The organism is Chryseobacterium lacus, assembly GCF_003336205.1.
Lineage (GTDB): Bacteria > Bacteroidota > Bacteroidia > Flavobacteriales > Weeksellaceae > Chryseobacterium_A > Chryseobacterium_A lacus.
The window spans coordinates 1-19667 of record NZ_QPIE01000007.1 but is presented as its reverse complement, the minus strand read 5'-3'; the positions used below and the strand labels follow the sequence as shown (position 1 = coordinate 19667).

General features: G+C 38.7%; 13 protein-coding genes and 2 pseudogenes. 8 read left to right on the top strand and 7 right to left on the bottom strand.

Going from position 1 to position 19667, the window contains the following annotated elements:
- Nucleotides 1–91 precede the first annotated feature (91 nt).
- From DQ356_RS09655 to DQ356_RS09620, 7 genes and pseudogenes are all read left to right on the top strand, one after another.
- Nucleotides 92–4557: pseudogene (locus tag DQ356_RS09655) on the top strand (CusA/CzcA family heavy metal efflux RND transporter).
- Nucleotides 4558–4561: 4 nt separating this feature from the next.
- A complete protein-coding gene (locus DQ356_RS09645; RefSeq protein ID WP_114304290.1) occupies nucleotides 4562–5695 on the top strand; it encodes an efflux RND transporter periplasmic adaptor subunit in 1134 nt (377 codons plus the stop codon).
- Between the two features lies 1 nt (nucleotide 5696).
- Nucleotides 5697–6272 (top strand): cytochrome b/b6 domain-containing protein, encoded by a 576-nt coding sequence (locus tag DQ356_RS09640; protein WP_114304289.1) that lies wholly within the window; start codon nucleotides 5697–5699, stop codon nucleotides 6270–6272.
- Nucleotides 6273–6431: 159 nt separating this feature from the next.
- Nucleotides 6432–7556, top strand: coding sequence for a chromate efflux transporter (gene chrA / locus DQ356_RS09635; protein ID WP_114304288.1), 1125 nt, complete (start codon nucleotides 6432–6434; stop codon nucleotides 7554–7556).
- 14 nt (nucleotides 7557–7570) lie between these two features.
- A complete protein-coding gene (locus tag DQ356_RS09630) occupies nucleotides 7571–10084 on the top strand; it encodes a cation-translocating P-type ATPase (protein ID WP_114304287.1) in 2514 nt (837 codons plus the stop codon).
- Between the two features lie 46 nt (nucleotides 10085–10130).
- On the top strand, nucleotides 10131–10427 hold the full coding sequence (locus DQ356_RS09625; protein WP_114304286.1) for a cupin domain-containing protein: 297 nt from the start codon (nucleotides 10131–10133) through the stop codon (nucleotides 10425–10427).
- Between the two features lie 26 nt (nucleotides 10428–10453).
- Nucleotides 10454–10780 carry a cupin domain-containing protein gene (locus tag DQ356_RS09620; protein WP_114304285.1) on the top strand — a complete coding sequence of 109 codons (327 nt, stop codon included), beginning with the start codon at nucleotides 10454–10456 and terminating at the stop codon, nucleotides 10778–10780.
- A 74-nt stretch (nucleotides 10781–10854) separates the two neighbouring features.
- On the opposite strand, the gene DQ356_RS09615 is transcribed toward DQ356_RS09620, so the two are convergent.
- The 4 genes from DQ356_RS09615 to DQ356_RS09600 all read right to left on the bottom strand — a co-directional run bounded on the left by DQ356_RS09615 (nucleotide 10855) and on the right by DQ356_RS09600 (nucleotide 16083).
- Nucleotides 10855–11175 carry a rhodanese-like domain-containing protein gene (locus DQ356_RS09615; protein WP_228420711.1) on the bottom strand — a complete coding sequence of 107 codons (321 nt, stop codon included), beginning with the start codon at nucleotides 11173–11175 and terminating at the stop codon, nucleotides 10855–10857.
- A gap of 84 nt (nucleotides 11176–11259) precedes the next feature.
- Complete coding sequence (locus tag DQ356_RS09610) at nucleotides 11260–12732, bottom strand: LptF/LptG family permease (protein ID WP_114304284.1); 1473 nt, start codon at nucleotides 12730–12732, stop codon at nucleotides 11260–11262.
- Nucleotides 12733–12832: 100 nt separating this feature from the next.
- Complete coding sequence (locus DQ356_RS09605) at nucleotides 12833–13480, bottom strand: LolA family protein (protein WP_114304283.1); 648 nt, start codon at nucleotides 13478–13480, stop codon at nucleotides 12833–12835.
- A 134-nt stretch (nucleotides 13481–13614) separates the two neighbouring features.
- Nucleotides 13615–16083 (bottom strand): FtsK/SpoIIIE family DNA translocase, encoded by a 2469-nt coding sequence (locus DQ356_RS09600; protein ID WP_114304282.1) that lies wholly within the window; start codon nucleotides 16081–16083, stop codon nucleotides 13615–13617.
- Nucleotides 16084–16595: 512 nt separating this feature from the next.
- Here DQ356_RS09600 and DQ356_RS09595 point away from each other — a divergent pair.
- Nucleotides 16596–17037: pseudogene (locus DQ356_RS09595) on the top strand (IS91 family transposase); the annotation flags it as partial.
- 257 nt (nucleotides 17038–17294) lie between these two features.
- Here the strand turns inward: DQ356_RS09595 and DQ356_RS09590 are convergent.
- From DQ356_RS09590 to DQ356_RS09580, 3 genes are all read right to left on the bottom strand, one after another.
- Nucleotides 17295–17762 (bottom strand): hypothetical protein, encoded by a 468-nt coding sequence (locus DQ356_RS09590; RefSeq protein WP_114304281.1) that lies wholly within the window; start codon nucleotides 17760–17762, stop codon nucleotides 17295–17297.
- Between the two features lie 153 nt (nucleotides 17763–17915).
- A complete protein-coding gene (locus tag DQ356_RS09585) occupies nucleotides 17916–18692 on the bottom strand; it encodes a CPBP family intramembrane glutamic endopeptidase (protein ID WP_114304280.1) in 777 nt (258 codons plus the stop codon).
- Nucleotides 18693–18866: 174 nt separating this feature from the next.
- Entirely contained in the window at nucleotides 18867–19394 is a 528-nt protein-coding gene (locus DQ356_RS09580) for a hypothetical protein (protein WP_114304279.1), read from the bottom strand.
- Between the last annotated feature and the right edge of the window lie 273 nt (nucleotides 19395–19667).

Genomic DNA, 19667 nt, shown 5'->3' with positions numbered 1-19667 from the left:
ATTTATCTTCAAAAAAGGTAAATGACATATCACCGTGTGTATGTATCGCTTTGCTTACAACACCTATCTCTAATGATTAATTAAAATAAAAATGCTGAATAAAATCATTGAGTTTTCTATTAAAAATAAACTCATTATCGGGTTATTCGTGCTTGGTTTAATAGGATATGGCAGCTATGAGCTCAACCGCCTTCCCATTGATGCTGTCCCAGATATTACCAACAATCAGGTTCAAGTGATAACTGTTGCTCCCGCTTTGGGTGCACCCGATGTAGAACGGCTCATCACTTTTCCCATTGAACAGGTGAATAACAACATTCCCGGACTTTTAGAACTTCGAAGTTTTTCACGCTTCGGCTTATCGGTGGTGACAATTGTTTTCGAAGACAATATCGATATTTACTGGGCGAGACAACAGGTTACCGAACGTTTACAACAAGCGCAGAATCAGATTCCCAAAGGCTTTGGAACGCCTGTATTAGCTCCCGTTACCACCGGTTTAGGCGAAATTTATCAATATACCGTCCGTCCTAAGAAAGGTTACGAAGGAAAATTCGACGCCATGGAACTTAGGACTATTCAGGATTGGATCGTCCGAAGACAATTGTTGGATGTGAAAGGCGTTGCCGAAGTCAGCAGTTTTGGCGGTTTGCTGAAACAATATGAAATCGCTGTGGTTCCCGAAAAACTGTTAGCGTATAATCTCACCATCGGTGATGTCTTCAGTGCTCTGGAAAAAAACAATCAGAATACTGGTGGTTCCTATATCGAAAAAGGGCCTACCATTTTGTTTATCCGCAGCGAAGGCTTGGTGGGCAGTATGGAAGATATCGAAAATATCGTGGTCAAAAATTTACCCAACGGATTGCCGCTTCTGATTCGCGATGTGAGTGAGGTTCGTTTGGGAAGTGCACCCCGTTTTGGTGCAATGACTTACAATGGCGAACAGGAAGTTTCCGGTGCTGTGGTAATGATGTTGAAAGGTGCAAACAGCAATGAAGTTATTAAAAACATCAAAGAAAGAATTTCACAAATCGAAAAAACTTTGCCTGAAGGCGTAATGATTGACGCCTTTCTGGACCGTACCAAAATGGTCAATAATTCCATTGATACCGTGACTACTAATCTCATGGAAGGTGCTTTAATCGTCATTTTTGTATTGGTGCTTTTCCTCGGAAACCTGAGAGCCGGTTTACTGGTGGCTTCGGTAATTCCGCTTTCTATGCTTTTCGCCATTATCCTGATGAACACCTTTGGCGTAAGCGGAAATCTGATGAGTTTAGGCGCACTGGATTTTGGATTGATTGTGGATGGAGCCGTCATTATAGTCGAATCTATTTTACACAAACTTTCGCACAGCAAGACCTTTAGAAACGTCACTAAACTTTCCCAATCCGAGATGGATCGGGAAGTGAAAACTTCAGCATCAGGAATGATGAACAGTGCGGTTTTCGGGCAGATTATTATTTTAATTGTTTACCTGCCCATTTTCACATTACGGGGAATTGAAGGAAAAATGTTTATGCCAATGGCACAGACCGTTGTCTTTGCTCTTTTGGGTGCATTCATCCTTTCATTGACTTATATCCCGATGATGAGCACTTTGGTCTTAAGCAAAAAAATCTCCCATAAACCAACATTTTCAGACAAAATGATGGTTCGTTTAGAGCGCTTTTATCAGAAATATTTAACAAAAGTACTGCGCTCTCAAAAAGCGGTTCTGCTATCAGTTTTAGCGGTGTTTGTAGCGGCAATTTTTGTACTGACAAGGTTAGGCGGCGAATTTATTCCGGCATTGCCCGAAGGCGATTTCGCAGTAGATACGCGGGTTTTGCCGGGGAGCAATCTGAATACTTCTGTAGAAGCCGTTTCCAAAGCGTCAAAAATTATCCTTGAAAAATTCCCCGAAGTAGAAAAAGTTGTTGGTAAAACCGGAAGCAGTGAAGTGCCAACCGATCCGATGGCAGTAGATGCTTCTGATATGATGATTATTCTGAAACACCGAAAGGAATGGACTTCTGCTAAAACCTATGCCGAACTGGAAGCTAAAATTGCTAAAGAACTGGAAGTTTTACCGGGAGTTTCTTTTGGTTTTCAATATCCGGTTGCAATGCGTTTTAACGAACTGATTTCAGGAGCAAGACAGGATGTAGTGCTAAAAATCTTCGGGGATGATTTGGATACACTGGCAACGTATGCCGCTCAATTAGGAAAAATCAGCAATTCCGTGGAAGGAAGTGAAGCAGTGTATGTAGAATCCGTCACCGGAATGCCGCAAATTGTGATAGAATACAATCGTCCAGCGATAGCACAATACGGGTTGAATATCAGCGATGTCAATCGGGTGGTGAATACCGCTTTTGCCGGAGAAAGCAGCGGAATGGTGTACGAAGGCGAAAGACGTTTTGATTTGGTGGTTCGCTTGGCAGGTGACAAACGAAAAAATTTAGAAGATGTACAACACCTTTTGATTGCCACGCCTCAAGGTACCCAAATTCCGTTGAGCACTGTGGCCAAAGTCGAAATTGTAGAAGGTCCGAATCAGATTCAACGGGAAAATTCAAGGCGCAGAATTATCGTTGGGCTGAATGTTCGGGGAAGGGATATCCAAAGTACAGTAAACGAATTACAACAAAAAGTAGAAGAACAAATTAAACTACCACCTGGCTACTATATCACATACGGCGGCGCTTTTGAGAACCTGGAAGCCGCAAAAGAACGCTTGTATATTGCCGTTCCTTTGGCACTCTCACTTATTTTTCTGTTGCTGTATTTTGCGTTTGGTTCTGTGAAACAAGGTTTACTAATCTACACCACGATTCCTCTTTCGGCTATCGGTGGAATATTCGCCTTGTATATTCGGGATATTTCGTTCAGTGTGAGTGCGGGAATTGGTTTTATTGCGCTGTTTGGTGTGGCAGTTTTGAACGGAATAGTTCTTTTGGCCGAATTTAACCGACTGAATAAATCCGGCTATACGAGCTTGAAACGCATCGTGATTATGGGAACAAAAACCCGTTTACGGCCGGTGTTGATGACTGCTTTCGTAGCTTCTCTCGGATTTTTGCCAATGGCACTCAGCCAGGGAGAAGGTGCTGAAGTTCAAAGGCCGCTGGCGACAGTGGTGATTGGCGGATTGTTGGTAGCAACTTTCTTAACCCTTTTTGTGTTACCTATTTTATACATGCTTACACACAGAACGAAAATAATAAAGGAAGAAAAAATGAACAGTGAGCAATTGTGAGATTTTTAATTATTAACCTAAAAAATAAAAAAATGATTTCCTATAATTTTAGAGAAACACCATATAAAGAGAGACAAGTAACAACGTTCAACATTCAATTCAAATTTTTTATTTCCAGTTGCTTATTCTTTATTTTCTTTTCTGTAAACGCGCAAACCCCTATTTCGCTGCAGGAAGCTATCGATACTGCTTTGTTGAATAATCGCACAGTAAAAAATGAAAGGTTGCGAAGTGAATACCAACAGCAACTCATCAAAAGCGGAAAAATGATTCCTGCCACTGAACTTTTGGGTGAATACGGGCAGATCAACAGCGTTTATAACGACACCCGAATCGGAATGTCACAAACCATAAGTTTTCCGAAAGTTTATACCCGACAAAAAGAACTCTTGAATGAAGAATGGAAAAGCAGTGTTTTGAATGTCAACGTGCAGGAAGCTCAGCTTGTAAAACAGGTTTCTCAGGTTTTTTATAAACTGGTTTATTTCCATCAAAAAAAGGAATTATTACAAAAAACCGACGCATTGTTTTCGGAATTTTTACAGAAAGCTACCCTTCGTTTTAAAGCCGGAGAAAGCAATATTTTGGAAAAAACGACAGCCGAGAATCAACGTGGGCAAATTGCTTTGCAACTTCAGCAGCTGGAACAGGACATCGCAATACTGCATTTGCATTTTCAATTATTGTTAAATACCGATACCGAATTTTCGCCTGCTGCTGAGGCGTTTCATGATGTAATTCTGAATCCGGACACGAATGTGCTCATTTCGCATCCTGAAATGAAATGGTGGTTCCACCGAAAGGAAATTGCCGAAGCCAACACCCGTTTGGAAAAATCAAAATTATTACCGGACATTTCTCTGGCCTACAATATTATGGGAATGCGGGGCGTGAATGCCAATGATAAAATGTACGATGCGACCCCGCAATTTCATTCGGTTCAGGTAGGTTTGGGAATACCGATTTTCACAGGCGGCCAAAAAGCCAAAATCAATGCTTCAAAAATCAATGAAAGTCTTGCGATGAATGAATATGAAGCGAAGTTACAGCAATTTGAAAAAGAATACCGATCTGCTTTTTTAACGTATCAGAAATATTCGGATGCGGTCTATTTCTATGAAAATACCGCTTTACAAAATGCTGAAAAAATTACGAAAACGGCCAATATTCAGTTTCTGAACGGCGAGATTAATTATTTGGAATGGGTGCTTCTCATCAATCAGGTGATTGTCATTCAAAGTGATTATATTCAGGCGGTTAGCGATAGAAATCAAGCAGTTACAGAGCTCAATTTTTACAATAATAAAAAATAATACGATGAAAATTATAGTTTTAATCATAAACATAGCCCTATTGCTTCTTTCGTGTGGCAACAAAAACGAGGAAAAGAAAGTAGAAACGGTAAAGCAATTACCGGAGAACAACCTGATTCTCACTAATGAACAGTATAAAAATGCTGGTATAGAAATCGGAAAGTTGACTACCCAAATGATCTCGCCTGTTTTGAAATTGAACGGTAAAATAGAGGTTCCGCCGCAAGGCATGGTTACTGTCAGCATTCCTATGGGTGGTTATTTGAAATCAACCAGATTGATTCCCGGAATGCAGGTCAACAGAGGACAGGTGATTGCCGTGATAGAAGATATACAATACATTCAGCTGCAACAGGATTACCTGACTTCAAAGGCAAATTTAACATTAGCCCAGAGTGAATATAACCGTCAAAGAGAGCTGAACCAAAGCAAAGCCACCAGCGATAAATTGTTTGAACAGGCAAGAGCAAATTATCAAACGCAGCAAGTTCTGAAAAGGTCTTTGGAAGAAAAACTGAAACTGATTGGCCTTAATCCCGATAATATCAGCACCAGAAATATTACCAAAAGTATTTCCGTTTTTTCGCCTATTTCAGGCTATGTTTCGGCGGTGCATGTGAATGTCGGGAAATATGTCAATCCGAGTGATGTTCTTTTTGAGCTGATAAATCCGGCCAATATTCATTTAGCATTGACGGTGTTTGAAAAGGACGTTAACAAGCTGGCAATCGGACAAAAAGTTTTTGCCTACACCAACGCCAATCCGGAGAAAAAGCATCTTTTGGAAATTGTACTTATCAATCAAAATATCTCTGGACAAAATTCGGCGGAAGTCCATTGCCGTTTTAAAGAACCCGACAGAACTTTATTACCCGGAATGTTTATGAATGCTGATATAGAACTCTCTACGAACCAGACAAATGCATTGCCCAGCGATGCCATTGTTCGCTTTGAAAACAAACAGTATGTATTTGTAGAAAAAGGCGACAGACATTTCGAAAAAATGGAAGTGCAAATCGGCGATTCAGAAAACGGATATACCGAAATCCTCAATTCCGACGCATTGAAAAATAAAAATTTTGTTATCAAAGGCGCTTATGTCCTGTTGATGGCTTTAAAGAACGAATCAGAAGAATAATATGAAAACAAATGACAAAACGAAGTTCACCGTAACCCATCGTATTTTACACGCATTGGTTGCTGTTTTGATGACTGTCCTGTTTATCACCGGGTTTTTACGAGCCTTTTGGATGAGCAAAAAAGCGCTTTTAACTGCAGTGGAGACCACATTAAATAAGCAAAATGTAACCATTGAAAGAGAACAGCTGATTCCTATTGCAAGAAGCATACAGGCACCGATGTGGCAATGGCATGAATACGCTGCTTTTGCGTTGCTTTTCGCATTTTTGGCAAGAATTACCTATATGCTGGCAAGAGGAATTAAATTTCCTTCCCCTTTCAAACAGAGTCAATCCATAAAAGAAAGGCTTCAAGGAATGTTGTATGTAATATTTTATCTGTTCATCGCGATTTCCATCATTACAGGGTTCTATTTGAAATTCGGCGACGGCACTTATAAAGAAACTGCGGAAGCAGTTCACAAATGGGCGGTTTATTGGTTCCCCATTTTCATTTTATTACACTTAGGTGGAATTTTATGGGCCGAATTGAGTGCCAAAAAAGGAATTTCCTCCAAAATGATCGGTGGAGAATAATCTTTATTAAGAGGAATGAAAGAAAAGTTGGGTACTATCCTAGTAGAATGTACTTGTACCTGCTTAATTACCGTTCTGCTTTCCTTTTATTAATTTGGTTTACAGAATATTTATATTTTTGGAATCAATAAAAAATGTCGATAACATTAGAGCAAATGAATGTTGGAGAAAATCAATAACAAAGAAATCGCTAAAATCTTTCTTAAGTTAGGTTTCACAGCGTTTGGCGGACCAGCTGCGCACACGGCAATGATGCGGGAAGAATTTGTTGTAAAAAGAAACTGGCTTTCCGAACAGCAATTTCTCGATCTGATGGGAGCTACCAACCTGATTCCTGGCCCCAACAGTACTGAACTGGCGATACACATCGGCAAAGAAAAAGGAGGCTGGAAAGGGATGTTGATTGCCGGAAGCTGTTTTATTCTGCCCGCAGTATTCATCACGGGAATTCTCGCTTATTTATACAAACTCTACGGACAGCTTCCTCAGGTCGGGCCTTTTGTTTATGGGATAAAACCTGCGATTATTGCAATTATTTTGGCGGCCGTTTATCCGTTGGGCAAAAAATCTTTGAAATCTAAAGAACTGGCTTTTGTCGGAATGTCGGTGCTGATACTTTCCTTTTTTGTGCTGAATGAAATCCTGCTCATGTTTGGTGCCGGATTGCTCTTCATGTTGTATGTCACCATTCGGGAAAGGAAAACACTGAACAGTATTTTTCCGTTGGCCATGATATCGGTTCCGCTTGCCACAACAGCTACCGTTACCAACATGAATTTGTTTTGGATTTTCTTGAAAATAGGTGCTGTACTCTACGGAAGCGGGTATGTTTTGTTTGCTTTTCTGGATACAGAACTTGTTGCCACAGGAATTTTAAGCCATCAACAACTGATTGATGCCATTGCGGTTGGACAATTCACGCCCGGCCCGGTTACGTCTTCGGTCACATTTATCGGCTATCAAATCAACGGATTTTGGGGTGCAGTGATTTCTACTTTTGCGGTTTTTCTGCCGTCTTTTGTGTTTGTCGCTCTCTTAAATCCTCTTCTTAAATTCATGCGAAACTCAAAATTGTTTTCCAGTTTTTTAGATGCGGTCAATATCGCTTCAGTGGCACTCATCTTTTCGGTTTGTATTATAATGGGACAAGAAGTAATTACCGATTGGCGAACAGTGGTTATCGCAATAGTAAGTCTCATTTTGACTTTTGGTTTTAGAAAAGTGAATTCTATCCTCATCATCTTGATGGGTTCAGTATTGGGATATTGCTTAACTTTGATGTAATACGACAATTAACAATGGCTTCTCACAACATTCCCGAACATCTTACTGGACTTTCAGAACAGGAATTGAAAAATTCACGAGAGAAATATGGCTATAATCAGGCAGGAAATAATAAAAAAAACGCATGGTATCTGATGCTTTTGGACATCTTGAAAGAACCTATGTTGCTTTTACTCATTGCGGTTTCTGTTATTTATGTCATCGTTGGAAATTATTCCGAAGCGATGTTTATGTTAGGAGCCATCATCGCCGTTTCCGGAATTTCCTTTTATCAGGATAATCGGAGTAAAATGGCTTTGGAAGCATTAGAAAAACTGAACGAACCGTTAAGTACCGTCATCAGGAATTCTAAAGTTATTCAAATTCCTACCCACGAAATAGCCGTTGGGGATTTATGCATTATCGAAGAAGGCAAAATGATCAATGCTGATGGGAAAATCGTACACAGCAACGATTTTTCGGTGAATGAAGCTTCGCTTACCGGAGAAAGTTTTTCAGTTTTTAAAAGTCTGGAGTCAGACGACCGAAATGTGTACAGTGGAACTTTGGTGGTTTCCGGTTTGGCAGTTTTTGAAGTTGAAAAAATTGGAAACGAAACTCAGTTGGGAAAGATAGGAGCATCTATTCAAAACATTCGGGAAGAGCGCTCCCCTTTACAAACACAGATCACCAAGTTCGTCAAATGGATGGCAGTGATAGGAATTGCGGTTTTCCTTTTGGTTTGGAGTTATAGTTATTGGCAATCCGGCGATCTCATTGAAAGTCTATTGGTGGGATTAACCCTGGCAATGTCTATTTTACCTGAAGAAATTCCCGTTGCATTCACCACTTTTATGGCATTAGGCGCGTGGAAACTGATGCGCGAAGGCATCATCGTGAAACGAAGCAGCGTAGTGGAAACTTTGGGGAGCACCACCGTGATTTGCACTGATAAAACCGGAACGATTACTGAAAATTCCATGCAACTGAAGTCACTTTATGATTATCGGACAAATAAATTTTATGAAAGCCATCAGTTTGATGATCATGCACTTTCGGAACTGATTCAGTTTGCAATGTGGAGCAGCGAACCGGTTCCTTTTGATCCGATGGAAACCACATTGCACCGCATATATCAACAAACGCAAACCAAAGATTTACGTAAAGATTTCCAGATGTTTCATGAATATCCACTGGAAGGAAAACCACCTATGATGACGCATCTTTTTGAAAATTCCTCCGGCCAAAGAATTATTGCTGCCAAAGGAGCACCAGAAGCGATTCTTACAGTTTCTAATATTTCAAAAAAGGAGAAAGATAAATTGCATCAACACATAAAAGAAGTCGGAAAGCAGGGTTATCGCGTGTTAGGCGTTGCTAAAGCTGATTTTAAAGGGAATAATTTCCCTGAAAAACAACAGGATTTCAGTTTTGAATTTTTAGGATTTACCGTGTTTTATGATCCGCCAAAAAAAGGAATTCAGGAGGTGTTTCAACATCTTTATGATGCCGGAATTAAGGTCAAAATCATTACCGGAGATAATGCGGATACGACGAAGGCAATAGCACAACAAGCGGGAATTATCAATGAAAGTCCAGCAGTAAACGGCGCAGAAATTGTCCATCACACTGAACAGGAATTAATAGAACTTTCAAGAAAAACGACCTTGTTTACGCGGATGTTCCCCGAAGCAAAATTAAGAATGGTCAACGCATTCAAAAAAGATGAAGAAGTGGTCGCCATGCTGGGTGATGGCGTCAACGATGCACCTGCGCTGAAAGCCGCTCATATTGGTGTCGCAATGGGACACAAAGGAACGGAAATCGCTAAAGCAGCCGCTTCACTAGTGATTACCGATGACGATTTAGGAAAATTGGTGGTCGGAATTGCGGCAGGACGAAGAATTTATGCCAACATCAAGAAAGCCATACAATACATTATTTCCATTCATATTCCGATTATTCTCACCGTTTCATTGCCTTTATTTTTGGGGTGGATTTATCCGCATGTTTTCACGCCTGTTCATGTGATTTTCCTGGAATTAATCATGGGGCCAACCTGTTCGATTGTCTATGAAAATGAGCCGATGGAAAAAAATACAATGCAGAGAAATCCACGAAAGATGACCGAAACATTCCTGAACTGGAAAGAATTGAGCATCAGCATCGTTCAGGGACTTCTGATCACTTTGGGTGTTTTAGTAGCTTATCAATTGACCGTCCAAAACGGAGGCGATGAAGGGACCACCAGAGCAATGGTTTTCACCACTTTGGTTTTTGCCAATATCTTGCTAAGTTTGGTGAACCGTTCTTTTGTTTATAGTATTTTTGAAAGTTTCAAATATAAAAACAACCTGTTTCCCATCATTATTGGGACGACTTTAGTACTGCTTTTCGCCATTCTGTATATTCCGCTTTTTGCAGATTTCTTTCAAGTTACCGGACTGAATTTTCAGGAATTAAGCTTTGCATTTTTAATTGCTGCGATCTCCGTTTTATGGTTTGAAGGATACAAATGGATAAAAAGGAAAAACTTAAAAAGTAAGTAGACAACAATTAAATAGAAACAGATTCTTAAAAATAAAATGTTTTAAAATGGAAAAAACAGTAATCCCAACCGTGACTGAACTTGCTATAGGAACGAAATATGCAGCGAAACAAATGGCGGCGAAAGCAGGAGAATGGATGCCGAGTCATCATGCAAATTTAGAATCGGTTCTTTTTATTTTTGAAGGCAAATGTTTAATGAAAATGGATGGTGAGGAAATTATCCTGAAACCCGGCCAAGCCATTGTAATTCCGCCAATGGTGAAACATCAGATAAAAGCGGTAACCGATTATAAAGGCATTCATTTTATGTCGAAAGATATAAAATTTGAGTTCTTTAAATAAATTAAACAAATCATAAACAAAATAATATGGCAACATTTGACAAAAAAACCGCTTTCTCCCTCGAAGATGCAATTGATTACGCAGGCGGAGGCGTCGTCAGCAAGCAGGTAACAAAAAACAAAGGTGGAAATATTACCCTTTTTTCATTCGATAAAGGACAGGGACTTTCTGAACACACTACCCCATTCGATGCTTTTGCTCAAATTCTGGACGGTGAAACCGAAATTAATATCGGTGGAGAAATATTTCACCTTACAAGGGGACAATCCATTATTATGCCCGCTAATATTCCGCATTCATTGAAAGCAACAGAGCGTTTTAAAATGCTCTTAACCATGATAAAAGGAGAATAAAGAATCAACTTTGCCAGAGCGATCAACTCTGGTAAAGTTGATTTAATTTGAAACTGGTTAGAAAATAATAGATTTTATTGGCCTAATAACTGACGTACATTCTGCAGTCCGCCGGCATTGGTTACAGACGTAATTCCGTTCTGTTCCAGAATCCTTTTGGCTAGTCCGCTGCGTCCGCCACTCTGGCAGAAAACCACAATGTTTTCTTTTCCGGCAAATTTTTTCAGATTCTGATTGATGGTATTCAGAGGAATATTGACTGCATTTTTCACCGATCCGGAAGAGAATTCTCCCGGTGTACGCACATCTACAAGAAAGCTCCCGTTTTTCACGATTTCAGCGAGTTCATTGTTACTCCCGGATACAAAAAGATTTTTAAAAAGATTGAAGATCATTTTTTTAATTTTTAAAATTTAACGGGACAAAATTGAAACTATTCTACAGCATAAACTGCTACTTTGGTTACATAACTGCGAATATTACTGATAGCGCTGATGTTCTTTTTTTCGGGAAAATCTTTGAGTGATGGGCTTTATCAAAGCTTTATAACGTTCTGCATCAAACAGTTGTGAATCGGTTAGCGCTTTATACGTCATCCAGATTCCGAACGGTGTCAGAATGATATTGGGAAGCCACGCTGCCAGAAACGGATTTAATGTTCCGTCCCAGGCCAAATTTTCCATGGAAAGATTCAGTACATAAAATACAATAAAAATGACAATCGCAATCACGACAGGAAGGCCAAGGCCACCTTTCCTGATAATAGAGCCCAGACTGGCACCAATGAGGAAAAAAATAATACAGGTAACGGAGTATGCGATAATTCTCTGTTGATACATCGCCATTCGGCTGAAGTTTTTGATAGCAGGATTTATTTCGGCTTCCCGGTTCTGAATAGTAGTTTTCAATGTTTCTATTTTACTGTAAGCTCCATACAATTGTTCCAATTTCTTCTCTTTCGTTAAACTGTCTGGTTCTGGTTCAGCAGGTTTTACAGGCATTCTTTCAATGGAAATATTTAATACTTTCTCCGAACTGTTCAGGTAAGGATTTACCTGGCTCATTAAATCATTATTGATGTATTCAAAAGTTTTGGTGTTGGATTTCCTAGTTTCTACAAGCGATTTTGAAAGTTGGCCGTAAGTTTGAAAACGATAATCGTCGGTAATTCTTTCCTCTTCAATAGCTTTGTTAATGATTTCACTGATGTCAAAATGCGAAACGAGGGTATCGAATTTTATAGCTTGATCCGGTTGTTTATGCCTTTCTATGAATCCCTTTCCATAAATATTTTCTTCAAACACATATCCGTTAAAAAGGACCAGCCGAAGATAATTTCTGTTTTCCGGAGAAGGCATCAGTTTTCCTTTTTCTGCGCGAATGGATTGCTGATCCTGATAAGAATTGGCTTTTCTGTGAATGTACACTCCTTCGAGATTCTCTCCGTTTTCACCCGATATTTTATCAAATTTCACTAAATATCCCGGAATCTGATCAATAAATTGTCCTTCTGTAAAATTCAGCGCAGGCCTAGTTTGCGCGATATTATACATCATGTTTTTAGCTTTCCGCTGGAAATCGGGCATAATGTTGTTCTGAAAAAGAAATAAAATAACAGAAAGAATGACAGAAACGACAAAAAGTGGCGCCATAACGCGGGTGAGCGAAACACCGGCAGCTTTCAACGCAGCCAATTCGTAGCGTTCGCCAAACTCGCCGAAAGTCATAATGGAGGATAAAAGAATGGTAAGTGGCATCACCAGACTGATGACACTGACCCCAAAATAAAATAGCAGTTTAATTATTTCCCAGTACGTAAGCCCTTTTCCCATAAACTGGCCCAGCTGTATCCATACAATATTCACAATGAAGATGAAAAACAGCACACTGAAAATAAAAAGGAACGGGCCAAAAAAGGTTTTTATAATATACCGGTCGATAATTTTTATCATGGCCCAAAATTAAGAAAAAGCCACAAAGTAAACAGCTTCGTGGCTTTTTGTTTTATAAGTTATTTTCTTTAAAAGAATTAATCAAAATCGGATGAAAACCTTACAGTTCTGTAACGATATAATCCCTAAAATTCGCTTTGTTGAAGGTAAACATATCAGGATTCAGCTTTTGGTTTTCCCGATATTCCCTGATGGCAATGACAGAAATATCTTTATTATTGCCGTGTTGTTCCAGTTTTACCATTTGCTTTTTGGCAGAATCTACAAAAAGATAAACATGTTTCAGGCCATTGTTTTTCACTGGAGTTAGTTTTATAAAGTCCGTATTCACACCATTTACATGTCTTTTGCCTTCATAACTCACATGATAATCTTTACGGTAAGAAGTGAGATAATTGATGGGAGAAAACATGGCGTCCGTAGCATTCGGTTTGGCGATGGTTACTTCCATATCTTCCGTATTGATATTGTATATTTTATTTCCGTCAAAAATCTGTTCAGTTTCCATTATTTTCAATTTATAACGGTCACCTGCAGCGTAATAAATTCCTGTTTCAGTTTTCGTCACTTTTCCATTCGGGCCGGACCCGAAAGTAAATTTGAAATACGTATTCTGTTTGGATTTGTAATTATTGGTGACAGCATCTAAAATCTGTTTGGATTTCGCATCAATTTTTTGTGCAAAACTAAAACTCGCTGCACCTGCAATCATAGTAACAACCACCAGTCTCGATAACATTTTCTTCATTTTCAATATTTTGTTGATTAGATAGATCAGAACCTTTGATGTTAAAGCACCCTTCCGTTTTCTATCGCCACATTCTTTTCAAAAAGTGTTCCGTTTTCCTGAAAAAACAGTGTATGCCGGAGATTTTAGGGTGATTATTTATTCCGAAGATTCTCCAGAAACTGCTCTAATGAACTGAGGTCTGAAATCTGAACTTCTCGGGCTTTGGCTCCGTTGAAACTTCCCACAATTCCGCTGGCTTCCAGTTGATCCATAATTCTTCCCGCTCTGTTATAACCCAATTTCAACTGTCGCTGAAGCATGGAAGTGGAGCCTTGCTGCGTGGAAACCACAATGCGTGCTGCGTCTTCAAAAAGAGCATCTTTTTCATTCGGATCAAAACCTCCGGTGGAAACGGACATTTCTTCAGTAGAAACCTCAGGAAGAATCATTGCCGTTGAATATCCGCGCTGAGCACCGATATAATCTACAATTCTCTCCACTTCTGGCGTATCTACAAAAGCGCACTGAAGCCTCAGAATTTCATTTCCGTTGAAATAAAGCATATCTCCTTTCCCGATCAGCTGATCTGCTCCCGGCGAATCTAAAATCGTTCTGGAATCAATTCCCGAAATCACGCGGAACGCTGCACGCGCTGGAAAATTAGCTTTAATCATTCCGGTAATAACGTTCACAGAAGGTCTTTGCGTAGCAACAATAAGGTGAATTCCAACCGCTCTGGCCAGTTGTGCAAGCCGGGCAATAGGATGTTCAATTTCTTTTCCTGCGGTCATGATCAAATCAGCAAATTCGTCCACTACCAATACGATATAAGGAAGATAGCGGTGCCCGTTTTCAGGATTTAATTTTCTTTCGCTGAACTTCTTGTTATATTCTTTGATGGTTCGGCAGAAAGCATTTTTCAGAAGTTCGTAGCGCATATCCATCTCCACACACAGCGAGTTGAGCGTGGTGATTACTTTATGGGTATCGGTAATAATCGCGTCTTCGGTATCGGGAAGTTTGGCCAGATAATGCCTTTCAATTTTGGAATATAAAGTGAGTTCCACTTTTTTCGGATCCACCATCACGAATTTCAGTTCGCTGGGATGTTTTTTATAAAGCAGAGAGGTCAGAATCGCATTAATTCCTACCGATTTTCCCTGTCCGGTAGCTCCGGCCATCAGAAGGTGCGGCATTTTGGCAAGATCGGCCATGAAGATTTCATTCGAAATGGTTTTCCCGAATACGACAGGAAGATCCATGTCAGAATTCTGAAATTTCTGAGAAGCAATCACACTTTTCATGGAAACCATTGTAGGGTTTTTTCTGGGAACTTCAATTCCAATCGTCCCTTTCCCTGGCATCGGAGCAATAATTCTGATGCCTAATGCGGAAAGATTCAAAGCGATATCGTCCTGCAGTTTTTTAATCGCCGCAACACGGATTCCGGCTTCGGGTACAATTTCGTACAGCGTTACCGTCGGGCCAATGGTGGCTTTTATTTCGGCAATTCCGACATTGAAATTTTTCAGAAGGCCGACAATTTTATTTTTATTTTCCTCCAATTCTTCTTTGTTGATATGGATTTCTTCATTTCCGTAATCTTTCAACAAATCGACGGTAGGCATTTGAAATCCGGCAAGTTCCAATGTATGGTCGTACCGGCCGTAAGCTTTCACCAATTCGGCAGATTTCCTTTCGGTATCATCCAGCTCATCCACTTCCTGAGCAATTTCAACTTTGAAATCGAAGTCATCTTCTGCAGTTTTTGAACTACTCTCCGGCGTTGTTTCAGGAGTCAGCGTCACGGTTGTTTTTTCTTCGGATTTATCATCAAAAGAAGTCAGATTGGGAGTGACAATAGGCTGAATGTCAGAGTTCCCTTCAGGTTCGGAAAAGCTTTCAGTACTTTTTTCTTTTGAAATAATAGGTGTAGTTGCTTTTACGGAAATTTCAGAATCGTTGTTCGGATCACTCAGTTCTTCATCTGCTTCAAAGATTTCCCTTGAATCGGGCATCATTCCTTTCACCCTTCCTACGGTATTCTCATTGAGCTGATGAAGGCCGGAACGAATGGAGGAAGGCCTCAAATTGAATTCCAGAATGAAATACAAAGCAATTCCTACCACAATGACTGTCCACAATCCTAAAGGCCCGATGACGGAATTCAGAAAATCAACAATCTGGAAACCATAAACACCGCTTAATGTTCCGCTGCCTTGGGTTACGGCTCCTAAAAAAACAGGCAGCCAGCAAATGAAAAACAGAGAATGACCGATGGTTTTCCAGGGTTTGAAATATTTTTTTTTGAGAATCAGCAGTCCGAAAACGAAAATAAGAAACGCCACGAGAAAAGCTGCTACACCAATGCTGTCGAAAATAAAAATTTTCCCCAGCCAGTCACCCACTTTCCCAAAAATATTGGACGATTTTACTGTTTTGTCCAACATGGTTCCGGCCTGGCTCTGATCGGCTTTCCAGTTCTTGAGATAGGAAGCGAAAGACAGTGCCATCACCACAGCGGTGACGATAAATAAAATTCCGAAAAAAATACGCGGCTTCGAAAGTATTCTGCTTTGTTCAGGCACTTGAACGGCAGTGTTTCTCTTAGTGTTCTTCATAATATCAGCTATGGCAAATGTAATAAAAATTGATTAACTGGCATCCTGGTGAATAAACTTTTCAGATGCTACTAGGGACTTTTTGTGACTAATTAAATTTCTTTTTAATTTGAAGTTTTTTCCTTCAATTCCATTTATTATATCATATTCAATTAGGTATTCCTCATCTCTACTTTTTAGAAGAATTTTATCATTTTGCAGTTCTATGTCACTTGCAATAATATTAGTTTTATTGGTTCAAATCAGGATTTGAATATAATTTTGGCAAATAATAATAACGAACCAAATCCAAAATATAATTATTTCTAAAATTACAACAAGAGAAAATACACACTTTCCTCAAAACTCTTTTTAACGACTTTAAAAACACTTTTTTAAGCCATCCCAATTTTAGGATTTTGAGATTCACTTAAAAAATGAACCTCCCGAAAATCGTTTCCAAAGAGGTCGTTTTTTATCTTTGATTCTTGAAAATGGAGGTTGCGCAACGGTTACCCATGTTGAACTAAACCTTCGCTAAAAAGCCTTTTGGGAGCCCGAAATCTGTGGTGGAATATTTGGGGCGATACACGCACAGAATCGCGATCAGTAACCGGAGAATCAGGAAATTGATGCTGAAAATGTAACGTTCGATTACAAAGATTACCGCCAGAAAGGCATCAAAAAGCAGATGGTTTTGAGCCATGAGGAGTTTATCCGCCGTTTTGCGATGCATATTTTGCCGAAAAGATTTGTAAAAATCCGTCATTATGGTTTTCTCAGCAGCACGTGGAAACGAAATCTGCAACAGAATTTAGGCATTCAGCCCATGGTAAACTTGCACCCAAAGCTTTTCAGCCGAAATGTAGTTGTTGCAGAGTTGGGAATTTGGTAACGGTTGCAACGTTCGATTTGCGCGGTCCGCCCCTTTGGTTTTTGGAGATGAGCCAAAACTTCGAAAAGCCAAAAATCTAGCATTTTGGTAAGGGATTTTATGCCCGAAAGTGAAGGAAAACACGATAAAACCAATAAAAAATACCAATATTGCCCACAAAAAAAGAGACCTTTCTGAAAGTCTCCTGTAAATCTCTAAAATCCTTCGTCGATAAACCCATAATGCTGAAAAAGCCCCCGAAGCTGCAGCCTGTCCTGAGCGAAGCCGAAGGGTTCAACGGGCTTTCATTGTTGGCTTTTCAAGCCCAACGAAAGCTTAGTTATTATCTGCAGTTTTTTTATTCAATTTTATTTAAGGTTAAAGTTTGTTCGTAATTTTCGTCATTCATTGTTTCAGGTCTTTTTCCTTCAAAATTCAACAGCATCAAAAATCTAGTATGGTGTACAGGAATTATTATTCCAAGAATTCTCCCTTTTTCAACATTGTCTTTTAAAGCAATTATGTCAATTTGTATTGGATTAGTTTTAGTGTTAATTAGATATTTCATTTCTGCTTTCTGCCCATCATTTGGACCGCCATGAATAATGAAATTTCTTCCGTCAATTTGTTCTCCATTTATTGTCATTGAGATATAGCCATCTTTTGAGAAAGTTGTCTTACTTTCATTACTCCAAAAATCAGAAGATATCCAATTTCCAATTATATTATATTCAGTTTCTTGTGAATAAATATTTAAACTAAAAATCGCAAAAAATAAAAATATCGTTCTAGTTATTATTTGCTTTGTTAATTTACTAATATTCATTGTTTTACGGTTTATTGGCAAAAATGCAGATAACGTTTCGGCGCTTGGCGAAGGTGGCGACTTTTATCGCTAAACTTCAAGCGAAGCACGAAATTCAAACTTACGAAAAAGTTTCATACGAAGTACGAAACCGCCAGTTTTGCCAAACGCTTGTTAGCGGTTCGGGCTTTGCTTTTCGTTTAGTAATTTCAACTCATTTTCTTTTTTCCATCTTCCGAGAATAATTATCCATATAAAAATTGAAACGCCTAAAATAATTAGTTTTTGTGTTCCATCTAGTCCATCTTTGATTAATGAATTAAACATCATTATTTGGATTATTAAATGAAAACAGGAACTTGCCAAAATAGATTTAGTCGATTCTGCAACTTGTCCAATTCCCCAACTTCCAAATAACAAGATACCGAGAAAAAATAGATTTTCAGATAAAGTCGCTTTTGTCAGAAAAGACAAATGCCAAAAGTACCATATGAAGCCTATTAGCAAATATCGTTTTATAGGCTTAATGTCTTTAAGTTCTTCTTGTAAATATCCACGCCAGCCAAACTCTTCCATAATGCAATAAATCAAACTTCCCAAGACAACAATTAAGCCGTACAAATTTACATTTACACCGTATTCATTCTTTACTCCGATAATTGCCAATAATATTATTGGAATAAAGGACATTAACAGACCTTTTCTTTTTGATGTTCCAAAAAATGAAATTTCAGTTTTCTGTTTTTTACGAAGTAAGTAAATGGCGATTAAAGCTCCTATAAAAACCCCACTTCCTTCAAGCAATATAACAGAAAGTAAATAAATCCAAGTTGGTAATATTTCCAAAATTTCTTTTGTTCCAAAAATGTCAAATCTAAATATATTGGAAAGTGAAATAGCTATTACTAAAAAAATAAATATTCGTTTAAAATTAATTGTATTATCTTTCATAGATTTATTTTCATTGCCTTTAATAGCCTGACCGCTAACGGTTGGGTATTTCTGTTGGCGGGGATTATGAAAACTGGTTTTTGTAAATATAACAAAAAGAACAACTAGCGAAAATCTTCATGATGTAAACTTCAACCCCGCTAATAGAAATAGCATGTTGTACGCAGTTCTTATTTAAGCCATTCCGTGCGTTCTAAAATAGGAAATCTTATTTTGGGTTATATTAATTTCAGCTCTCAGATAGCAATCGCCACCATCAAAAACACTCATCCGGTATTTTCTCCAACCATCATCACTATAATTACAAAAGCAAAAAACCTTTACGATTTTGTCTCCGTTTTTCTCATTTACTACAAAATATTGTCGATAATAATATCTCAAATCTATTTTTTCATCTTCGTAATTCCAAGTAATTGTTTTATCATCGTTATTCAATTCATTCAGCTTTGTTTTTAGGTCGTTATTATATTTTTCAACTCCAATAATAAGATTACGGTCAACAATTTCTAATTCTTCCTTTGTCAATTTTGTATTCTTCTCTGAAACATCGTCGAAAACTGTGATGTAATTTCTTTCTTTTAAAGTATCGGCTGCGTGTAGTTCAATGTATGGAATTTGAACGTTTTCTTTTTCTTTATCGGACTCCTTTTTAGAGCAAAAAATAAAAAATAGAAAAATAAAAAGTGTGGGAATATGTTTCATTTCTTTATCGCGAAACTTTGGTTAGAATTGCGCACAACGGGCCGCGTATTGGCGATGGGCGGGATTTTTAGCACTGAACTTTAATCGAAGAACAGAAGTTGAATTTTGCACTTCCGTTGATACGAAGCCGTTCAGCCCGCCTATTGCCAATACGATGTTGAACTAAACCTCCGGTAGCTTTTCCCATTCACCGTTTTAGTAATTTTGTTTTTATTAAACCCTAAAAAACATATAAAATGGCTACAAAAAAAAATCTCCGGAGGAGTTAAGGAC